Annotated in this window: 18 protein-coding genes and 2 pseudogenes; 14 read left to right on the top strand and 6 right to left on the bottom strand. The window is 43.7% G+C overall.

Going from position 1 to position 19866, the window contains the following annotated elements:
* Positions 1 to 39 precede the first annotated feature (39 nt).
* The 6 genes from RIG27_RS24595 (at position 40) to RIG27_RS24570 (ending at position 5303) form a co-directional block, all read left to right on the top strand.
* Positions 40 to 942: a sulfotransferase gene (locus tag RIG27_RS24595; RefSeq protein ID WP_446349567.1), complete on the top strand. Its 903-nt coding sequence runs from the start codon at positions 40 to 42 to the stop codon at positions 940 to 942.
* A gap of 97 nt (positions 943 to 1039) precedes the next feature.
* Complete coding sequence (locus RIG27_RS24590) at positions 1040 to 1300, top strand: hypothetical protein (protein ID WP_446349565.1); 261 nt, start codon at positions 1040 to 1042, stop codon at positions 1298 to 1300.
* Positions 1285 to 2484, top strand: coding sequence for a hypothetical protein (locus RIG27_RS24585; protein WP_446349563.1), 1200 nt, complete (start codon positions 1285 to 1287; stop codon positions 2482 to 2484). Before RIG27_RS24590 ends, RIG27_RS24585 begins: the two co-directional genes overlap by 16 nt.
* Positions 2485 to 2554: 70 nt before the next feature.
* Positions 2555 to 3748, top strand: coding sequence for a glycosyltransferase (locus tag RIG27_RS24580; RefSeq protein ID WP_446349561.1), 1194 nt, complete (start codon positions 2555 to 2557; stop codon positions 3746 to 3748).
* An 18-nt stretch (positions 3749 to 3766) separates the two neighbouring features.
* Positions 3767 to 4414 carry a class I SAM-dependent methyltransferase gene (locus RIG27_RS24575; RefSeq protein WP_446349559.1) on the top strand — a complete coding sequence of 216 codons (648 nt, stop codon included), beginning with the start codon at positions 3767 to 3769 and terminating at the stop codon, positions 4412 to 4414.
* A 31-nt stretch (positions 4415 to 4445) separates the two neighbouring features.
* Positions 4446 to 5303 (top strand): glycosyltransferase family 2 protein, encoded by an 858-nt coding sequence (locus RIG27_RS24570; RefSeq protein ID WP_446349557.1) that lies wholly within the window; start codon positions 4446 to 4448, stop codon positions 5301 to 5303.
* Positions 5304 to 5460: 157 nt separating this feature from the next.
* Here the strand turns inward: RIG27_RS24570 and RIG27_RS24565 are convergent, their stop codons facing one another.
* Entirely contained in the window at positions 5461 to 6795 is a 1335-nt protein-coding gene (locus RIG27_RS24565; protein WP_446349555.1) for a glycosyltransferase family 4 protein, read from the bottom strand.
* Between the two features lie 612 nt (positions 6796 to 7407).
* Here RIG27_RS24565 and RIG27_RS24560 point away from each other — a divergent pair.
* Positions 7408 to 9705 (top strand): GumC family protein, encoded by a 2298-nt coding sequence (locus RIG27_RS24560; protein WP_446349553.1) that lies wholly within the window; start codon positions 7408 to 7410, stop codon positions 9703 to 9705.
* A gap of 128 nt (positions 9706 to 9833) precedes the next feature.
* On the opposite strand, the gene RIG27_RS24555 is transcribed toward RIG27_RS24560, so the two are convergent.
* From RIG27_RS24555 to RIG27_RS24545, 3 genes are all read right to left on the bottom strand, one after another.
* Positions 9834 to 10052 carry a hypothetical protein gene (locus tag RIG27_RS24555; protein ID WP_446349551.1) on the bottom strand — a complete coding sequence of 73 codons (219 nt, stop codon included), beginning with the start codon at positions 10050 to 10052 and terminating at the stop codon, positions 9834 to 9836.
* 32 nt (positions 10053 to 10084) lie between these two features.
* Entirely contained in the window at positions 10085 to 10669 is a 585-nt protein-coding gene (locus tag RIG27_RS24550; protein WP_446349549.1) for an SH3 domain-containing protein, read from the bottom strand.
* A 217-nt stretch (positions 10670 to 10886) separates the two neighbouring features.
* Positions 10887 to 11528: a tetratricopeptide repeat protein gene (locus tag RIG27_RS24545; RefSeq protein WP_446349547.1), complete on the bottom strand. Its 642-nt coding sequence runs from the start codon at positions 11526 to 11528 to the stop codon at positions 10887 to 10889.
* A 389-nt stretch (positions 11529 to 11917) separates the two neighbouring features.
* On the opposite strand from RIG27_RS24545, the gene RIG27_RS24540 reads away from it, so the two are divergent.
* A complete protein-coding gene (locus RIG27_RS24540) occupies positions 11918 to 12766 on the top strand; it encodes a universal stress protein (RefSeq protein WP_446349545.1) in 849 nt (282 codons plus the stop codon).
* A 156-nt stretch (positions 12767 to 12922) separates the two neighbouring features.
* Positions 12923 to 14116, top strand: coding sequence for an RNA-guided endonuclease InsQ/TnpB family protein (locus RIG27_RS24535; RefSeq protein ID WP_446349543.1), 1194 nt, complete (start codon positions 12923 to 12925; stop codon positions 14114 to 14116).
* Positions 14117 to 14187: 71 nt separating this feature from the next.
* Here RIG27_RS24535 and ribE read toward each other — a convergent pair whose 3' ends face one another.
* A complete protein-coding gene (gene ribE, locus RIG27_RS24530) occupies positions 14188 to 14883 on the bottom strand; it encodes a riboflavin synthase (RefSeq protein WP_446349541.1) in 696 nt (231 codons plus the stop codon).
* 544 nt (positions 14884 to 15427) lie between these two features.
* On the opposite strand from ribE, the gene RIG27_RS24525 reads away from it, so the two are divergent.
* Positions 15428 to 15934, top strand: a complete 507-nt coding sequence (locus RIG27_RS24525; protein ID WP_446349539.1) for a bifunctional nuclease family protein — start codon at positions 15428 to 15430, stop codon at positions 15932 to 15934.
* 256 nt (positions 15935 to 16190) lie between these two features.
* Here the strand turns inward: RIG27_RS24525 and RIG27_RS24520 are convergent.
* A pseudogene (locus RIG27_RS24520) lies at positions 16191 to 16310 on the bottom strand (transposase); the annotation flags it as partial.
* Positions 16311 to 16470: 160 nt separating this feature from the next.
* Between RIG27_RS24520 and RIG27_RS24515 the strand changes: the two are divergent.
* The 4 genes and pseudogenes from RIG27_RS24515 to RIG27_RS24500 all read left to right on the top strand — a co-directional run.
* A pseudogene (locus RIG27_RS24515) lies at positions 16471 to 17187 on the top strand (RNA-guided endonuclease InsQ/TnpB family protein); the annotation flags it as partial.
* A 154-nt stretch (positions 17188 to 17341) separates the two neighbouring features.
* A complete protein-coding gene (locus tag RIG27_RS24510) occupies positions 17342 to 18469 on the top strand; it encodes an aldo/keto reductase (protein ID WP_446349628.1) in 1128 nt (375 codons plus the stop codon).
* Between the two features lie 133 nt (positions 18470 to 18602).
* The gene (locus RIG27_RS24505) at positions 18603 to 19022 is read left to right on the top strand and encodes a BlaI/MecI/CopY family transcriptional regulator (protein WP_446349537.1); all 420 of its coding nucleotides are present in this window, start codon (positions 18603 to 18605) and stop codon (positions 19020 to 19022) included.
* Positions 19019 to 19864: a M56 family metallopeptidase gene (locus RIG27_RS24500; RefSeq protein WP_446349535.1), complete on the top strand. Its 846-nt coding sequence runs from the start codon at positions 19019 to 19021 to the stop codon at positions 19862 to 19864. Before RIG27_RS24505 ends, RIG27_RS24500 begins: the two co-directional genes overlap by 4 nt.
* The last annotated feature ends 2 nt before the right edge of the window (positions 19865 to 19866 follow it).

The following is a 19866-nucleotide window of genomic DNA, read 5'->3' as shown; positions in this document are numbered from 1 at the left end:
TATTAATCATCAAAAAATAATCAATCAAATAAAGCAGGAATGAAATCAACTGATCAAGCAACCAATAAAACACAAGAAAAGCCAATTTTTTTGACTGGGTCACATCGTTCTGGAACTACTTGGCTGGGAACTATGCTTGCCTTAGCAAAAGGCACTTTATTAATTGAAGAGCCATTTAACCTTTGTCCTTGGGCTTATAAACTCGGAGACTTGGCAACATATTGGTTTACTTATGCACCTGAACTTCCTGCTGAACTCAGTTTGAGTGCTTACCAGAAAGTTTTAGACCGAAAGACTGATAAAGTCTTTGCACGTCGTCGGGTACAGCGTTATTTACCATTCACTCGTGGTGGTCGGCTGATTATCAAAGATCCCATTGCCTGTTTTTCTAGTGAATGGATATACAGACATTTTGACCCTGAGGTCATTATTTTAGTGCGACATCCTGCTGCATTTGCTCTCAGCTTGAAGCGAATGAATTGGTATTTTAATTTTGATAATTTATTGTGTCAGAAAAAACTTATGGAGGAATTGCTAGAGCCTTACAGAAGTGAAATGGAGAATAAACCTGAAGCTATCATCGATCAGGCTGCATTACTTTGGAAAGTAATCTATCATGTTTTATTGTTGTATGCTCATAGATACCCTGGTTGGCTTGTATTAACTCATGAAAAACTTTCCAATTATCCAACAATTGAAATAGAAAAGTTATATAAAAGACTTGGATTTACGTGGAACAAATATATTGAATTAAAAGTAATTAACTTTACCGGATTGCACAATCCTAAAAATCCCAAAAATGGCGTTCCAAATGAAATCAAACGCAATAGTTATGCTAACGCAAAAAGATGGAAAAATATACTTTCACAAGAAGAAGTTAAACGAATTTATGATATTACTTACACGGTTTCAAATAATTTCTATGATCATAGTGCATGGTAAGGTAAAACATAAGACATATTGCCTTCAAAAAACTTCTAAACTACCTCGTTAATTTAACATAAACTACAAAAATAATACTCTAGAGGAATAGTCGTTCATGAACGCTAGTTATTTACAAAGAAAGGATTTTACAGAAAAAACTCTCTATAGACTGATGCTACTAACAGTAGCATCTATTCCTCTTTTTGGGATAAAAATTCAACTTGGTGCTACTTTTAGGCTTGAAGATATTTTTACATTGATTGCTAGCTTTATATTATTTGCCGATTTTTTATGGATTGGAACTAGAAAAGATATACCTAGATCATTCTATTTTGTTCGTATTATCTTGTTAGTTTTTTTTTGCTTGCATTTTTAGGCAATCTTGTTTTTTTGTTTGATGAACCTAATTTGGAAGCACAAAAATATTTTAGTGAGCAATTTAATTCCGGTTTTTTTTCTATATTTAGAAAAACTTTGAAGCCCTTGCAAGCTTTTATTAAAAGTAGCACTATGTTTTTTTGGTTGTTGATTCCAATATTCGCAATCAAGCAATATAATCAAGTTATTAAAATTTCAATATTATATGTCATTTCTGCTTCTATTCAAGCCGTATTATCTCTGGTGCAATTCATTGTTTATTTAGTCACTGGATTTAATTTATTTCCAATTAATAGAACAGGTTTAATCGGAGAAAATATAGTTACCCAGGATGCTATTTTTAATTTAGAACAAACTAGAATTATTAGAGTTAATGCTCTAGCTGGCGAGCCTAAACATCTAGCACTTTTTCTTTGTTTTGGGTTGGCTATTAATGTTTTTTTATTAGTTAAATATTTTTCATTAGCACAGAAACAGAATATTTTTTGGATAACATTTTCTTGTATAGTTCAATTTGCTGCTCTATTGTTAACATTTTCAACATTTGGATACATTACATTTATGATTGGATTATTTTTGTATATATTTTGGGTTTTTATTGATTTTACAGCTATTGGTTTAAGCTTGATTAGCATTTTTATTATTTTGTTTTTATTATTGAGCTATGATCATAATTATTTGGTCGGAAACTTAGCCAATTCTTTAATCGGTAAAATATTCGAGTTGCGTTTCCTTGAAAGGCTTAATTTTGATGATTTTGATCAAGTTTATTTGGCTTTTATCAAAAGTAATCCAAGCTATTTACTTGTAGGCACAGGATTTGGCAATTTTCACTTAGCCAGTTTTAATCAAGCCTCTGAAATACTGTCTTGGCGTTTTGGCATTATTCTTCCAAAGCTAGGAATATTTAATATTCTTGCTACATCTGGAGTATCTGGATTGTTAGTTTACTTATTTTTGATTTTTAGACTGCTTAGACAACTTGATTCAGTGCTTAATTCTAAAATCATTAACAACCAATATTTTTATTATTCCGTCAAAAACTTAATTGTATATATGATTATTTCTGGCTTTTTTCTAAGGCTTACTAACCTTGGGTTACTATGGATTGGTGTGGGTTTTGCTGTTATAGAATTACATCATAAAGCATTAAGAAATACGTTGTTTAAAATAAATAATTAGTTGTTTTAGGCTTGCATTTTTTGCGTTTTTTTGTTTTCTTGATCAATGTTTTTTTAATTGGAGCTGAATTGTGAGAGTTCTTCATGTTATTCCTTCAATCGCACCAGTACGAGGTGGCACGAGTCAGGCAATTCTGGAAATGGTTAAATCATTGCGCCTGCACGGTGTCGATGCTGAAATTGCCACCACTAATGATAATGGTGAATATTTACTTGAGGTTCCTTTGGGTAAACCCATCAAGTATGAGGAAGTGCCTATCTGGTTTTTCTCGCGCTTTTCCCCAAATGCCAGATCGATAAGAGAATTCGCCTTTTCCCGTCAACTCACAAAATGGCTTTGGCAACAAATTCCTCAGCATGACCTTTGGCACGTCCACGCTGTTTTTTCCTATCCATCTACAGTCGCCATGGCAATTGCTCGACTCAGGAACATTCCCTACATCAGCATACCCCATGGTCTTCTTTGTCAATGGTCGTTGCAACAAAGCGCTAGCAAAAAGCAAATTTACCTCAACTTAATAGAACGTGCCAATCTACACCATAGCCAAGCGCTTCACTTCACATCCCTACAGGAACAGCGAGAAGCATCTGAGTTAAATCTCAAGCCACCAAGTTTTATTCTCTCCCATGGTGTATCTGTACCTGCTTCCATACCAAATGCTCACTATCAACTACGGCAACGGCTGAACCTTCCTGAAGATGAGCCAATCATTTTATTCATCTCTCGCCTACACCCGAAAAAGGGATTAGAGTATCTGATTCCTGCTTTAGGGAAACTGGCAGATCAACGCTTTACCTTCGTACTGGCTGGTAGTGGTTCTTCCGAGTATGAAGCTAAAATTGATGCTCTTTTAATTGCTGCTGGCATTGATAAGTGCACCTATCGTTCCGGATTTGCCACAGGGGAGATGAAAGATTTATTGCTGCAAGGCTCGGATCTGTTCGCCCTAACTTCCCACTCGGAAAACTTTGGGGTTGTTGTTCTAGAAGCTTTAGCCGTAGGGTTACCTGTTTTGCTCACCCCCGGTGTTGCTCTAGCTTCTATGGTTAAACAGCATCAACTCGGCTATGTAGCAGAACTGGATGTGGCGGCGATCGCATCTGCTATTAAACATTGGCTCAACCATCGCCAAGAAGCCAAAGCAATTGGGAACCGCGCCCGCCAACTCATCCTCAAACAATACACTTGGGATGGCATTGCCTTAAATTTGATTGAGGTTTATACCGCCATCATTAAAAACTATCCTGTCCCTGTTTTCTACTAATGGAGTACCAATTTATCAATGGAAACCACCATTAGCCAATACAAATATGCTTATCAAGATAATTGTTCAGGGCATCATCATACCTATCTGCTCGATCCACTCCTGAACATACTCTCTCAGGCAAAAAAAATTAACCAACAAAAGCTACGTGTATTAGATCTCGGCTGTGGAAATGGCAGTCTGACTCATCTCATTGCCCAACAAGGTTACGAAGTCGTTGGTGTTGAAGAATCTGAGTCTGGTATGACATTGGCTCGTTCTAGTTTCCCAGATTGCCAATTTATCCAGGGGAGTATTTACGATTTACCTTATGCTCAGTTGGGCAATTCATTTGATAGTGTTATTTCCTGCGAAGTCATTGAACATTTATTTTATCCCAGAGAACTCGTTAGATCTGCTAGTAAATGTTTGAAGCCAAATGGTGTTTTAATTATTACCACTCCTTATCACGGCTATTTTAAAAATCTGGTTCTCGCTCTGTCTGGAAAAATGGATAGGCATTTTACCACTCTTTGGGATGGTGGTCATATTAAGTTTTTTTCTACAAAGACTCTAACTGAACTCTTAAAACAAGAAGGCTACACAAACATTCAATTCCGATTCTCTGGCAGATGCCCATATCTTTGGAAATCAATGCTCTGTTCTAGCTCTCCAGTGAATAGTTAAGTTTAAATATTTTAATAGTCAACTCAGGCTTATGCTTGAACAAATAACGCCTCTTATCCTTACTCTCAATGAAGCCCCTAACATCGATCGCACTCTGGCAAAACTCACTTGGGCAGAGCAAATCGTCGTTATCGACAGCTACAGTACCGACGAAACCCTGGACATGGTAAAATCCTATCCGCAAACCCAAGTCTTCCAGCGGCAGTTCGACACCCATCACAACCAGTGGAACTACGGCTTGTCAAAAGTCACAACTGAATGGGTACTCTCCCTCGATGCTGATTACCTCCTCACCGACGCACTGATTGCTGAACTTGCGTCTCTTCCCACAGATTCCCCCATAGATGGCTACTTCGCCCGGTTCAAATATTGCGTATTTGGCAAGCCACTGCGGGGAACATTGCTTCCGCCTCGACAAGTTCTATTCCGACGCGAAAAATCTATCTATCTTGATGATGGACATACCCAGCTACTTCACGTCAGAGGTGAGTCAGGTACACTCAATTCCTATATCTACCACGACGATCGCAAACCTCTAAGCCGTTGGTTATCGGCGCAAGACCGCTATATGCTGATTGAAAATAAGAAAATCCTGGAAACGTCTTCTGGTGAACTTAGCTTAGGCGATCGCATCCGGCGGCAAAAAATTCTCGCTCCCTTCGTCATCCTGTTCTACTGTCTAATCTTCAACCAAGGTATTCTCGACGGTTGGTATGGCTGGTATTATGCACTCCAGCGAACTCTGGCAGAAATCCTACTCTCAATTCGTCTCATCGAAATGGAAAAATTTGCATCTCAAGCACCTACCATGTCGGACAGATCTGTCTCCAACAGAATCGCAGCAACATCTACCCAATCGGTTAACCCTTCTGTCTTGGTGGAAAAATAAACCCAATCTGCCAGAATACATCTCTCATACAAGCCATGGTATGTCTTTATATCACTGCCTTATCTGAATAAGTTGGGTTTCGTAGCTTACCTCAACCCAACCTAAACAATTTACAGATACCCAATGTTACAAGAGGCTGACAACAGCGGATTTGGTATTATCCTCCTGTTCCTTGACCCATTGTATTCGTTTTACGTCCTTTTCTCCCATCTCTTCCATTAGGGCTTGATGCAAACTCTGAAATGACAGACTGATGCAATACGTTAGAATACTCTCGTGCAATCCGATCCGGAGTAAAATGGGATTGTAAATACCGACGACCGGCTTCACCCATACGCTTGACTAACCGTTCATTTGTAGACAAGTGTTGAATAAATTCTGCCAAACCTTTCGCATCACCATTACTAAACGCTGCACCACATTTAGCCTCTGTAATCAGCGCCTGTAAATAAGACTGCGGTTCACAAATCGCGGCAATTGGACGCCCTGCGGCTAAGGCGGCGTAAAGTTTACTGGGGGCGACTAAACCTTCCATCCCTGAACTAATGCTAACTAAGGATAAGTCCCCTGAAGTAAGGGAATAGGGGAGGTTTTGTTTATCTTGATAGGGTAAAAAGCGGCAATTCCTTAAGCCAAGCAGACGAGTTTGGGCTTCAAAGGCTTCCCGCTTAGCACCATTGCCAATAAACACAAACAAAATGGGCTTATGTTGTAACAGTTTGGCAGCGTTGAGAATCGTTTCCATATCATGACAGCGACCCATATTTCCGGAATAGAGTACCGTAAACTGATCAACTAGATTAAAATTTTGGGCAAACCAATTATCCTGTTTAGCAATGGGTACAATCCAATTAGCATCTGCCCAATTATGAATAACGGTAATTTTGTCGTTCAGGGAGGGACATTTAGCGGCGACACGATTTTTCATTGATGGACTCAAGACCACAATTTGTTGAGCCTGTTTCCAAATATGGCAATTTACTGTATTCCAGAGTTTGACCAGCCAGTGGCGACGAGACACAACATTGAGTTCGACGGCAACATCTGGATATAAATCATAGACTAAACACACATAAGGTAGTCCAAATAATTTTTTCGCTAAATATCCCAGAATGGGCAAAAAAGGAGGAGCAGTGGTTAACAGAAGTATGTCCCCCCGACTACGAGTTCTGAGTAAATGCAGTCCAGCCCGCAGACAAAAGATTAGTCCATTCAAGGCTTTGCCACGAATACGTTTTGACCAAATCCGAGTCGCCCGCGATCGCTGAACGATAAGTTGCTGAAAATACTCCCTGGCTGGTGCTGAGTGGCTTTGAAATGCATAACCTGGTTGTCCAGTAAACACTCGCACCGACAAACCTTGTTTGCCTAACTCGACAGCCAATTCTTCTATCAACTGTCCAGTTGCGGCGTAGTCAGGGGGATAATATTGAGTTAAGATCGATAACCGGAGGGATTTACTATGCCGTAGGGGAGTCTCACTATTGCTCATGTTTCTGTGTTACTGACTGGGATATAAAATAGATATCAAATTACGCTAACCTTTACACATTAATTTGCCAATATCCGGATCGGATCAAAACTCGATTGTTCAACTTTGTTGACTATTTATTTTACCCCAATTTAAACCTATTTTTTATTTTTGCATGGTTAAATTAATACATAAAATTTTAATAAAGATTCCAAAATTGAGACTGATATTGGATGTGACAGTTTATGCTCAACTTAAATTAGGTGATCGCTGTAATTTTTGCATCACCATATCTTAACGAACATTTCCAGCACCTTCGGATAGATTTAAATCATTCGTTGGTATTCGTTTGCCCATCCACCGCAGCGATAGGCAAGATTAGTCAACTCAAAATTCCTACACCCTGACCCTTCTATGGATTATCCTGATCGAGCGCACTAACGCTGTATTTGTAAGTAGTCATTATGATCAGCGTACACCAAAACTTCTAAAAAAGTTGTTGTCCTCCTGTCGCCGGGAGTTCTACCTGAGTCGTGAGGTCTAACCTGCGTACATCCCCACCCCCCCTGGGATCAAGAATCTAATTGTCCACTATTCGTGTCAGTTTGAGGAACGCCAACGTTTAACTGAATTATGGGTTCAAATGGAGAATATCAGCCGTTACCACCCAATCGTAATGGACACCTACCGTCAGAATTGTCCAGTCTCTCCCTGTATGAGTTAGTTGAGACAGAGAACGACAAGCTGGATTTGCGTCAGATTCTGGCGGTAGCGCGGCGACGGGCATTGGTTGTCGCTGGGATGGCGATCGCGGTGACTTCGGGAATTGTTACTAAAGTCTTGCAGCAGACGCCTAACTACGAAGGTAAGTTTCAGTTATTGGTTGGATCAGTTTCCGGTGAAGATCAGTTAGAGCAGATTAGTGCCTCCCTGAATCAATCGGCTGGAGTTCAAACTAACAGTATAGATTACGAAACCCAGATTCAGGTGCTATGGAGTCCTCAAGTGATGACTCCAATTGTCGAACAAATTCAGTCTCGCTATCCAGAAATTGACTATAGTACGCTTCGCCGCCAACTGGCGATTAATCAGTTACAAGAAACGAAAATATTAGAAGTACGTTACCAAGATTCTGACCCGGAAAAGATTCAGTTTATTCTAGAGCAAATTGCGACAGGGTATGTGAACTACTCGCTCTCTGAACAGCAGACGAGTACGCGACAGGGGATTCAGTTTGTGGAAGAGCAACTGCCAAAACTCCAAGGGCGGGTGGATAGTCTTCAGCAAAAACTACAGCGATTTCGTCAACAGTATAATTTAGTTGATCCTGATAGTCAGGGTCAACTGTTGACCAGTCGAGTTAGCGCCATCGTCCAAGAACGTCAAAACACCCAAACTCAACTGGATGAAGCCCGCACCTTGGCGGTGCAACTTCAAAGTCAGTTAGGAGAATTAGGACTATCTCCCAAACAAGCGATCGCGGCTTCCGCCCTCTCCGAAGCCCCGCGTTATCAGCAGTTGCTGAATCAGTTGACGGAGATTGAAAGTCAAATTGCTAGTGAGTCAGCGCGGTTCACCGAAAAGAGTCCAATGATTCAGGCGCTACGGGAGAAGCAACAAAATTTACTTCCCTTGCTGAGTCAGGAAGCCGGAACTGTGTTGGGGGCAAATACCGCCGCTGTACCCGAAAATCCGCAATCTCTGGCATCTCCAAGTTCCCTGCGTTCGATACTGACTCAGCAGCTTGTGGAGACGACGAATCAAATTAATATGCTAGAAGTGCGGACAGGTGCGATCGCTAAAGCGGAACGGTTGATGAGTCAGCAGCTTAAGAATTTGGCAGTGGTTGCCCGTCAGTATACGGATTTACAGCGAGAGTTAAACGTCGCCACCGAGAGTTTGAACCGTTTTCTGGCGGTGCGAGAGACGCTACAAATTGAAGCCGCACAAAAAACATTGCCGTGGCAGCTTATTGCCCAACCTCAACAACCTCAAGCACCAATCTCACCCAACATACCCCACGGTATAGCATTAGGGGCTGTGGCTGGACTACTGGCAGGTGCTGGGGCGGGGTTTTTAGCGGAAAAATTGGATAAGGTATTTCACTCGACGGAGGAGGTGAAGGAAAAGACAGGGTTAGCGGTTTTGGGTACGATTCCTTTTCATAAGCCGCTGAAAAAACCGAGTAAATCGGCAAAAACAGCCGGAAAAGTGGAAACTCCGCTATTGGCATCTCCTATCAGTCAATCCACTTATCGCTATCATGCTTCTCCATTTTTAGAGGCGTTTCGTTCGCTTCAGACGAATCTTCAGTTTATTAGTCCCGATCAACCGATTCGTTCAGTGGTAATCAGTTCGGCGGTTCCGGCTGATGGCAAATCCACTATAGCGAAGTTTATGGCACAAGCTGCTGCTGCGATGGGACAACGGGTATTATTGGTGGATGCCGATTTGCGGCGTCCGCAACTCCATGTGAGGACGGATTTACCCAATGTGTGGGGATTGAGTCATGTTATTTCTAGTGACATTAATGTGAAAGATGTAATTCAGCCATCACCATTGGAGGAGAATTTGTTTGTGTTAACTGCTGGGCAAATTCCACCTGATCCGACTAGATTACTCTGTTCTCAAAAAATGCAGCATTTAGTTGAGTCGTTTCAAGAAATGTTTGATTTAGTTATTTTTGATACACCACCAATGTTAGGTTTAGCTGATGCGCGGTTATTGGCGGCGCATACGGATGGGATTGTTATGGTGGTGGGATTGGGGAGAACAGATCGGACGGTATTGGCGCAGGTGTTATCTGGATTGAAAACCTCTCATGCCAGAGTCTTGGGAGTGGTGGCGAATGGGGTGAAGAACTATACCACGAGTTCTTATGATTATTATCATCGCTATTATGAGAAGATGCCACAGGAAACGACGGTGTAGAGTAGGGAGAAGGGGAAGTTTTGAGTTTTAAATGCTTCTGTGTACAGGGGAGACAAAAGAGGTTGTAGGGGCGGGTTTAGCCACTCAGCCAGAAGATATTACCGTTAACCTCTCAACAAAACCCGCCCTTACCTAGTTAGCGGTAGTTTTCTTCGTCGTTGTTTCATATATAATGAATTCCGGCAACGCAACGGGATTGAAACACGGGATTGAAACAAAATTACCTCACCTTTATGATACGATTTAGCGATCGCGACCATTGCGATCGCATCTAACTGCTCATCCGGTAAACCTCGCCAGAGTTGGGTATTGGCGAGAAAATTCCGCTGTTGAGAGGGTTGACTCACGGTGCAAAATGTGTTACTCAGCTTAAAACGGCTTACTGATAACAGTAGCCCAGATTTGCCGCATTCACATAGCCGTCTATTGGTCTTTCAATCGGCACCCAACCATTGTTTCCCTCGTTGGCGATATAAACCGTCCGATTTTTTTCTAGGGTACCAATCACTTCGCCATTCGGTTGCGATCGCACTGATGTATTCGGTGAAACCACCTGACGGCAGTTGCTACCGGGTACAGTGGAAACTCCCTCACTTGCTGGGGTAGTCGGCATGGTTTGAGATGGGGGAACCGCACCCGTACAATAATCTAGATATCTTGCCGCAACATAGCCATCCATCGGGGCGTCAATCTCTACCCATCCATCCTCCGGTTCCCCGATAATATTAACAGTTTGTGCATCTTCCAAAGCCCCAACAACCCGTCCATTGGGCTGTTGTCGTATATTCAGCATTGTATTAACATCAACCTCTCGGCAATCGGTCATTTGGGCAATCTGATAGTCATCAGAACGCTGTACAGATGGCGGTTGATTCGCACTAGCCACTTTTGGAAAAATGGTCAGTGCCAGTGAATAGATAGTTGTAAATCCTAGGAGTTGCCACGTTTTTTTCGGATAGTTCATTAGATCTACTTTATCCTTTAATAATTCTATACACCCCCTAATTTTCTATAAATTGAAAGTAACCTCATCTATCTTAAGTTGAATATAAAGAGAACAGGGAACGGGAATAGGAAAAAGCTACATCTAAATTTAAGGATTATCCTCGTAGGGGCACCATCCTTGCGCCCAGAAATTCCGCAAGGCTTGCGCCCAAAAATTCCGCCCGGTTTGCGCCCAGTTATGAAGCTGTGGCGGAAATTTGTCCAATAATATCAGCCAAGCGATCGCGTACCTGAAGCATCGCATCCGCTATTTCTTCATCAAGAAGGCTAGGATTTTCCCGGAGTGTGAGAATCTGTTGTTTAAGCTGTTGCAGTTGTTCCAACTGCTCTTGTTCCATATCCTCACTATTAATCGCGGCTTCGAGTTGAGAGAATTGCTCGTCATTTTGCATCAACGACTCAATCTGTTCTTGTTGCGCAAGCAGTTGCGCGATCGCATTGTAGTACGCTTGAATCACCCGCACCCGCGCATAAGACTGATTGGCTTCTTCTTGTTGTCCTAAAGCCGATAACACCCGAGAACGCCCATACCAAGGAATCACATCATCCGGATGCATTTCAATGGCTTGATCACAAGCACTCAGAGATGTCTCTCCTTGGAGTTCCAGACATTCCTGCACCAAAGCATTAAACGTATCAGTTCTAGGGGAAAGGGTTTCAGCCGCCGTCACCGGGGGCATATAGAGTCCCAGCACTAATACCACTGTAATAATTACCTGCCAGAGTCTTGAAAGGTTCATGGAGATTTCTTTTCTATGGATACATAACTGTTCTACCGCAATATGGCGCCGACTCTCCTGCAATGGCGAAAGTCTCATCTTAACCAACTCACAGAGAAAGAACGGGAGAACGGAAGCCCCGTTCCTTCACTTCGTTCGAGGACATGATTTTTAAATCGGGGATGAAGTTCGACACGGCGAATTCATTCGCCGTTATTCTAGAATAGAGCTGGCTTGCGGCTGCGAAGTCGAAGTCAACTTGATAGATAAGGTACGCCGGGACTCGACGAAACCCAAGCCGTTAACTCTGTTTGAAACGCAAGAGCCCTGAATTAACAGGGTACTAAGGAGATAACACAGCACCCCTTGAGGCTGACGCTGTGTGCCTAGGAACCCGTTTATCGGGCGGGATATATGGAGCGAAATCTCCATAGAATCTCCCTTCTTCCAGAAGGGAGAGTGTCAAAACGATTGAAACCATTGAAACTATGATTGAAAAAATTTTGCTTGCTGTTGCCGGTCGGGGATTATGTGAAGAAATGTTTAATATGTTGACCGAAATCCCGATCATGCAACAGGCATCGGTTACGGTTCTCCATGTAGTCACCCCCCAAGTTAGTGCTGAAGCCATGTCAGCCAAACTAGAAGAGGGCGGCAAGATTTTGGCAGACGCCGTTAAGTCTCTCAAAATCGATCCCAACAAAATCACACCCCGACTCAAACAGGGAGATCCAAAAGACGTAGTTCTACAAGTAGCTCAGGAAGAGCAATCTGACCTGATTATTATGGGTTCCCGAGGACTCAAACGATTGGAATCCATCTTGGAAAACTCCGTTAGCCAATATGTTTTCCAATTGTCCTCTCGTCCCATGTTATTGGTGAAAGACGAGATCTACGTCAAACGGATCAACCGAGTCATGGTGTCAATGAATAAATCAGAGAGTGCCAAGCAAAGCTTGGATTTGGCGCTGTCTCTGATTCGGGACGTCAAAGGCGGTCAACTGTATTTAGTTCACGTCAACCCCGACCAAAAAACGCCATCGGGTGAACCGATAACCACTCCTGAAACCGATCCGATTTTGGCATCGGCTGCAGCAGAAGCGAAAAAGCAAGGTATTGCCTATAAATGTATTAATAGTAAGGGTCAGGCGGGACGAGAGATTTGTCGCTTGGCAGATGAAATGAATGTGGATTTGTTAGTCCTGGGTTCTCCTGAACGCCGTCCTACTATTGCTATGTCTCTCCCTGATTTAGACCGATTGCTGGGGACTTCCCTGTCTGACTATGTGCGGGTGTATGCGAATTGTCCCGTGTTGTTAGCTCGCACACCGGATTGAGTAAAATGGCACGCTCCTTAAGGTTGGTGGGCAATGCCCACCCTACTCACCTTCAACCGCAAGGAGGCTCCCGCCATAATCTTTGATTTGGCGGTGAGAGGAATTGCGGTCAGGATGCATCGACATCATTACTCATTGCAGTGATATAATTATGGAATGGAAAAGCAAGTGTTAACGATAGTCTGCAAAGTCAACCCCACGCCTGAGCAAGTCGCCAAAATTGAGGCAACCCTTCAGGCGTTTGCCGATGCTTGCACCTACATCAACGAAGTTGTCGAGCCGTCTATTACCCATAACGTAACCATTCAAACCCTGGTTTATGGTGAAGTGCGGGAGCGCTTTGGGCTGTCTTCTAACCTTGCTATCCGTGCCATCAATCGGGTAAGTGCTAACCGCAAAACAGCGAAGCGGATGAACAAACCCGTCAAAAAGTTTCTTCCAACTTCTGCTGATTACGATGCTCGAATTTTCTCGTTTAGGGAGAAAGATTGGTCAGTATCGTTGACGCTTATAGGAGGGAGAGAACGCTTTCTAGTTGATGTTGGCAGTTATCAAAAAGGTAAATTATCTGGATTTGCTCCAACATCGGCAACACTGGTTAAGCATCAAAATGGCACCTACTCAGTCAATGTCCAGGTAAAGAGTGATGCCCCAAATCCTCAGAAATCTCAAGGTGTAATTGGATTGGACTTGGGGCGTACAGATGTGGCAGTAACAAGCGAGGGAGAAAGTTTTTCAGGAAAACAAATAACTCAGGTTCGTGACCAATATTCTAGAGCAAGAGCATCTCTCCAGAAGAAGGCTACAGAAGGCACAAGGTCTAGTCGGCGTCGTTGTCGAAAGATTTTGCAACGGTTATCTGGTCGGGAGAGGCGCTTTCAATCGTGGGTAAACCATAACATTAGTAAGCACGTTGTCGGCAAGGCGAAACAGTCTGAATGCTCAATTGCCATCGAAGACTTAACAGGAATTCGCAATCGCACCAATCAACAACCTAGAAGCAAAACAGAGCGTAGACGCTCAAACTCCTGGGCATTCCATCAGTTGCGAGTTTTCATTGAGTACAAAGCTAATGGTGCTGGCATTGAAGTAATCAAGGTCAATCCAGCCTACAGCAGCCAAACTTGCCACAAGTGTTTGCATATTCATCCAACAAAGGGAAAGTCCTACCGAAGTGGTAAGACTTTCTCCTGTGGACATTGCCACTGGGAAGGCGATGCTGACTTTAATGGTGCTAACGTAATCAAACTATTGGGGCTGTCTGTAAATCAGCCTAGAGGTTCGTACCTATCGTGTGAACTACGTCGTAAAGTAGAGACGCGCCATGGCGCGTCTCTACTTCCAACCTAGTTTATAAGGGTTTGGTACAGGGCTACTAAAAGCCTACTCCATAGTCGGTACTCCGACTTGGTGTAGGTAGTTTACAAATACCCGTGTTCGGCGAGAAATTCAGGTGAAATATCATTCATGGGTAAAGAATTCGCACTTGGGACTTGATACCCTAGTAATCTCTCAACATACTTGCCTAAAATATCGCTTTCTAAGTTCACCCAGCTTCCTGGTTGCAAATAACTCAAATTGGTTTGAGCATAACTGTGGGGAATAACTGCCACCTTAAACCAACTTCCTTGGGGATCACACTCAGCAATGGTTAAACTGACGCCATTGACAGCAATACTTCCCTTTGGCACCAGAAACCGAGCAATGTGACGCTGCCATGACTTTTGTAAGGATGCTGGTGCAGTAAAACACATAATCCAGGAATTTGCTGTTTTTACAGAATCCTGAAGAGAACCAATCCCATCAATGTGACCGGTGACAAAATGTCCCCCTAGTTTACTGCCGACTTGTATCGATGTTTCTAAATTCACATAAGTGGCTGCCTGATGTCGTTGTCCCAGAGTAGTACGACTTAATGTCTCATCCGAAGCGGTTGCCACAAAGCCTTGGGTCAAAATTTCCTCAACCGTCAAGCATATTCCATCAACGGCTACACTATCACCAATAGCAAGATTGTGTAGAATCACGGCGGCATTGTCAGGAAGACAAGACAACTGAAAGCGATCGCCGCCTAGCGGTTGCACGGTGCCTAGTGCTTGAATTAATCCTGTGAACACGATGTTATCAAAGTAAAGTAGCTGGTCGTGGATCGCCGATTATAGAGGCTCTGTGATAAAATGTTTTTGCCGGGAGTGAAGGGTAACTCTAACTAAGGAACTCTTCTGAACTAACCAGTGTTTAACGATTGGTACTACCCAAGTACCGCGATATACATCAAGCCAGAGTGACAATTTAAGCACTTGAAGCACTTACTTCATAGCTGATCAAAACGAGTCTATCTTAAAGTTAGGAGATAAAGCAATGAGGTGGCAGTTCACCAAAGCGAGGGAGATTAACCACTAGAGAGCTATTGGGGACAAGGATAAACGGTTATGTGTTTTTTTCATAAAGTCCCGAAACAAACGTCCTGAGACTGGGGCATACTTGGAGAAGATAATCTTTTTGATCTCTGCCCAATTCAATGATAGAGGACTGATTGTGGGGTTAATCGGTGAAGTAAGGATAAATTAGTATACTTGTTCTAGTTTTAATCCATCCAATGTGGCTTGACTGCTTCGCTTTGATACCCTCGACGCCGACTGTATTCTAGAGGCTAAGCTAATGATTGAAATGAAAGTTGCTGGAATTGCATTAGATGCTGTCACCCGTAGCCCAATCGTGCTGCTGAAAGACTCACTAGAGCGACGCGCTCTGCCGATTTACATTGGACAAGATCAGGCAAAAGCAATTATCAGCGCTTTGGAACGCCAGAAAGCTCCCCGCCCTCTGACACATGATCTGTTTGTGGGTCTCATGGAAACATGGGAGATGAAGTTGGATCGGATTATTATCCACTCACTCCAAGATAATACCTTCTATGCGATCCTCTGCGTTCGTCAGGGTGAAGCCAAAAAAGAAATTGATGCTAGACCCAGTGATGCGATCTCGATCGCGCTTCGCACAGATAGTCCAATCTGGGTGATGGAAGAAGTTATCGCTGATGCATCAATACCCGTTGATCGAGATGCGGATGAAGAGGAACGACAGGCTTTCCGAAAGTTTGTATCGAGCATCCGACCGGAAGACTTTTCCCAGCATAAAGGATTTAAAACGGGCGGTGAAGCTTAGGAGTCGTATAAGATTTACATTTCGCTATCAGTTCGTTGTCATGGGTCATTTTTGACTGGCTGATAACAAAACGTGCGGATTTGGTTTTGGACGCACCCTGAATAACGTCATTACCCATTAGTGATTTGGACACATAAAAGACAAATGATAACGGACAAATGAGACTCGCACTGAGCTTTGGGCGACAGCCCCGCGCTCTACCCGAAGCGGGTGAGTGTCGGGAAGGATAGCCCGACAACGGAAAGGAGTGGAGTTGTCAATCTGGAGTGTTGTGTCTCTCAACATAAGACTTCAATTGGGAGACACTAACCCCTCCGCAACTAGCAATGAAGTAAGACTCGTTCCATAAGACTGACTTCTTGAAGACTTTAGCCAAAGCGGGTCAACGTACCAAATATAGGCTAAGCTGATTTTATAGCGCTTCTAGAGGGTCTAGTTACACTTTGTTTGTACGAACATCTCATCTGGACTCAGCTTCAGGTACGGGAGTTGTAAATACACGCCTAGCGACTTGCTATAACGGACTAAACAATCCAATGATCATCTCCTATCAGTACCGCCTAAAACTTACATACGAACAACGCGGTCACCTGACTCGTTGGCTCGATATGTTGCGGTGTCAGTATAATTGGTTGCTAGCACAGCGATTGGAGTGGTGGGAGATGAATCGTACTCCGGTCAATGCTTGTCCTTTAACTTGCAGTATTGCTCAACCTAAAGAGCAACCCGAATACTATGGACAAAAACGTTCTTTGGTTCAGTTGAAGCAAGAACGCCCTTGGTATAAGGACATCCATGCTCATGTTTTGCAAGATGTGGTCAAACGGGCCGATTTAGCCTTCAAGCGATTTTTAAAAGGAGATAGTAAGGGAAAGCGTAGTGGTAAGCCTCGATTCAAAGGCAAGAATCGCTATCGAACGATGGCATTTCCTTCTATTAAGGCTGACTGCATACAAGGAAACCGAATTGTCTTCCCAAAACTGGGAGCTATTAAATTCATCCAACACCGACCAACCCCAGATGGGTTTGTTGTTAAACGTGCTTTAATCACCAAAAAAGCTGATGGTTGGTATGTCACCTTAACTCTAGAGGACAAGTCTGTTCCCGATACTCCGACAATAGACATTCATCCGACAGAAGATAATAGTATTGGTATAGATTCAGGGCTAGAGTATTTTGTTGCTTGTTCTGATGGAACTCTGGTTGAACCTCCGAAGTTTTATCGACAAGCTGAAGATACACTTGCCACACTTATTGCAATGCTTCCATGCCACGAGATCTGTGTTCGGGTATTTTAATCAAAAAAGTGGGGTTGGGCATCGCCTCACTCAAAAACGCGAAGTCTCGGAAACGGGATGGAGAAGCCCGCACTTTATCCGAAGGATAAGTGTCGGGAGTATGTCAAAAATGCATTATCGACGGTTTGGGAAAACTAATCTGTGGCTATCCGTGTTTTCCCTGGGAACCATGCGCTGCTTGGCGGGTGAGTCCGATGCTGATCAAACCATACAGCACGCGATCGCGAATGGGATTAATCACCTAGAAACCGCCCGTAGTTATGGTAAGAGTGAGCCATATTTGGGGAATATCCTCAAAAAATTACCCGTACCCCGAGAACAACTCACGATTACCACCAAGCTACCGCCAACGCCTGATCCTCAGGTCATGGATCAGTGGATTGATGAATCCTTAGAGCGTCTACAGCTCGACTATCTGGATTGCTTAGCCATTCATGGGATTAACACCTGGGAACATCTAACCTGGGTCGAGTCCCCTAGAGGGTGTATGCAGGCGATACAAGACGCCTTAGCAGAGGGTCGGATTAGACACCTTGGCTTTTCCACTCATGCTCCCCTAGAGATCATATTAGCGGCAATCCAGACCAATTTATTTGAATTTATCAACCTACATTATTACTACGTCTTTCAGCGCCATGCTCCAGCCGTAGAATTAGCGCACCAGAAGGATATGGGGGTGTTTATCATATCTCCGGCGGATAAGGGTGGACGATTCTACACTCCCCCAGCGAAACTGGTTGAACTCTGCTATCCCTTCTCGCCACTGGAGTTGAACTATCGTTTTTTATTGAGCGATCGCCGAATTACCACCTTGAGTGTAGGACCGGCTAATCCACAGGAATTGGACGCACCGTTAGCCGTTGCGGATCAAGATGACTCCCTGACTTCCCAGGAAATTGAGGTATTTTCTCGGTTAAAAACCCAAGCTGAGACCGCTTTAGGAACGGAGCGCTGTAGCCAATGTTACCAATGTTTGCCCTGTCCGGAAATGATTAATATTCCAGAGGTATTAAGGCTGCGGAATTTGGCTGTAGCTTATGATATGACAGATTACGGGACATACCGCTATGGCATGTTTGAAAATGCGGGTCACTGGTTTGCTGGGGTGAAAGGGAATCGGTGTACAAGCTGTGGTGACTGCTTACCCCGTTGTCCGGAACAACTGGATATTCCTGGTTTGCTAGCTGATACTCATCAACGTCTCAATGGATCTCCTCGGCGTCGGCTGTGGGGATAAATTGGGATGCTCCCAATTTAGCAGGTTAGCTGTTTGAGCCGCGATAAGTGTATTCCAGCCAATATCAAATCAGCTTTTAAAGTCAAATTCGGGTAAACTGGGTATCCAATTCCCTGATTTTAATTGCATCTCTATGGTTCCCATGCCCAGTTACCGCCCCAAACAACTCTCCCTTGGTCCATTAGAGGCAGAAATCTTAGAGATTATTTGGCAACTCGGTTCGGCTACCACCAAAGATGTCCACGAACGAATCTTAGCTGATCCAGACCGAGAGTTAGCCTATGCTTCCGTAACCACAGTATTGCGCCGCCTCACCCAAAAAGGCTGGCTAACGTGCGATCGCCAAGATCGGGCATTTCGTTGGCAACCCTTGCTCTCGAAGGAACAGGCGCGGATGCTGCAAGCCCATGATCAGTTGAAGCGATTCCTGGCGGTGGGAAATCCCGATATCATCGCCGCCTTTGCCGACAGTCTCGACCAAGCTAGTCTAGAACAACTCGACGCGATCGCCCAGCGTTTGCAAGCCATTCGCGAAGCGAGGGAGGAACAATGATTCATCTAATCCTAATTCTGAGTGCTTTAGCCGTGGCTTGGTTAACCCGCATTACTTGGTCAGGAAACGAGGGTAGTTATCAGCAGCGCTGGCAAAATGCCTTAACCAAGTTCTTATTTCCGCCATTGCTACTGATGATGACAGCAATCTCTATTGTCTGCATGGGACCCCAAGGGCAAATGGTTTGGCGATGGGAGGGCTGGTTCAGTTATGGATTAGCTGGCACTTTCTTAGGATTTGTGGGAGTGTCCGGGTTGAAACTGGCGTTTGCCGGATGGCGTTCTTGGCAACAGGTTTGCACCTATCCTCAGCAAACCCTTCATGGTAGACCAATCCGCATTCTCAACACACCCTTAGTGTTTAGCGCTCAAGTCGGATTTTGGCAACCGGAACTGGTGGTGAGTCAAGGCTTATTAGAGACGCTGGACACTGATCATTTGCAAGCGGTTCTCACCCATGAAGACGGACATTTTCATTATCGGGATACATTTTGGTTCTTTTGGTTGGGCTGGATGCGGCGATTCTCTTATGGATTAACTAATACAGAAGCGCTATGGCAAGAACTATTACTGTTACGAGAAATCAGAGCCGATCAATGGGCAGCACAACGGGTTGATTTTTTACTGTTAGCGGAATCCCTGTTGACGGTTGTAAGCACACCGCTGATGCATTCTGAAAGTGTCTGTGCGGCTTTTAGCTGTACTGCACCTAAAAATCGTCTTGAGGAACGGATAGAAGCGCTCTTAACTGACATCCATTTACCTAACCAGACTCATCTATACTTATTTATCTGGTGTTTATTATCATGTTTGCCGCTATTTTTAATACCGTTTCACCGATGATT

It is taken from the genome of Coleofasciculus sp. F4-SAH-05 (genome assembly GCF_040222985.1).
Taxonomy (GTDB): domain Bacteria; phylum Cyanobacteriota; class Cyanobacteriia; order Cyanobacteriales; family Coleofasciculaceae; genus Coleofasciculus; species Coleofasciculus chthonoplastes.
This window is presented reverse-complemented; position numbering and strand designations above follow the sequence as displayed.

Bases quoted from the DNA above. Each gene is read 5' to 3' on its own strand.
- RIG27_RS24595 (WP_446349567.1), top strand. From the start codon at position 40: ATGAAATCAACTGATCAAGCAACCAATAAAACACAAGAAAAGCCAATT.
- RIG27_RS24590 (WP_446349565.1), top strand. From the start codon at position 1,040: ATGAACGCTAGTTATTTACAAAGAAAGGATTTTACAGAAAAAACTCTC.
- RIG27_RS24575 (WP_446349559.1), top strand. From the start codon at position 3,767: ATGGAAACCACCATTAGCCAATACAAATATGCTTATCAAGATAATTGT.
- RIG27_RS24570 (WP_446349557.1), top strand. From the start codon at position 4,446: ATGCTTGAACAAATAACGCCTCTTATCCTTACTCTCAATGAAGCCCCT.
- RIG27_RS24565 (WP_446349555.1), bottom strand. From the start codon at position 6,795: ATGAGCAATAGTGAGACTCCCCTACGGCATAGTAAATCCCTCCGGTTA.
- RIG27_RS24560 (WP_446349553.1), top strand. From the start codon at position 7,408: ATGGGTTCAAATGGAGAATATCAGCCGTTACCACCCAATCGTAATGGA.
- RIG27_RS24550 (WP_446349549.1), bottom strand. From the start codon at position 10,669: ATGAACTATCCGAAAAAAACGTGGCAACTCCTAGGATTTACAACTATC.
- RIG27_RS24545 (WP_446349547.1), bottom strand. From the start codon at position 11,528: ATGAGACTTTCGCCATTGCAGGAGAGTCGGCGCCATATTGCGGTAGAA.
- RIG27_RS24540 (WP_446349545.1), top strand. From the start codon at position 11,918: ATGATTGAAAAAATTTTGCTTGCTGTTGCCGGTCGGGGATTATGTGAA.
- RIG27_RS24535 (WP_446349543.1), top strand. From the start codon at position 12,923: ATGGAAAAGCAAGTGTTAACGATAGTCTGCAAAGTCAACCCCACGCCT.
- RIG27_RS24525 (WP_446349539.1), top strand. From the start codon at position 15,428: ATGATTGAAATGAAAGTTGCTGGAATTGCATTAGATGCTGTCACCCGT.
- RIG27_RS24510 (WP_446349628.1), top strand. From the start codon at position 17,342: ATGCATTATCGACGGTTTGGGAAAACTAATCTGTGGCTATCCGTGTTT.
- RIG27_RS24505 (WP_446349537.1), top strand. From the start codon at position 18,603: ATGGTTCCCATGCCCAGTTACCGCCCCAAACAACTCTCCCTTGGTCCA.
- RIG27_RS24500 (WP_446349535.1), top strand. From the start codon at position 19,019: ATGATTCATCTAATCCTAATTCTGAGTGCTTTAGCCGTGGCTTGGTTA.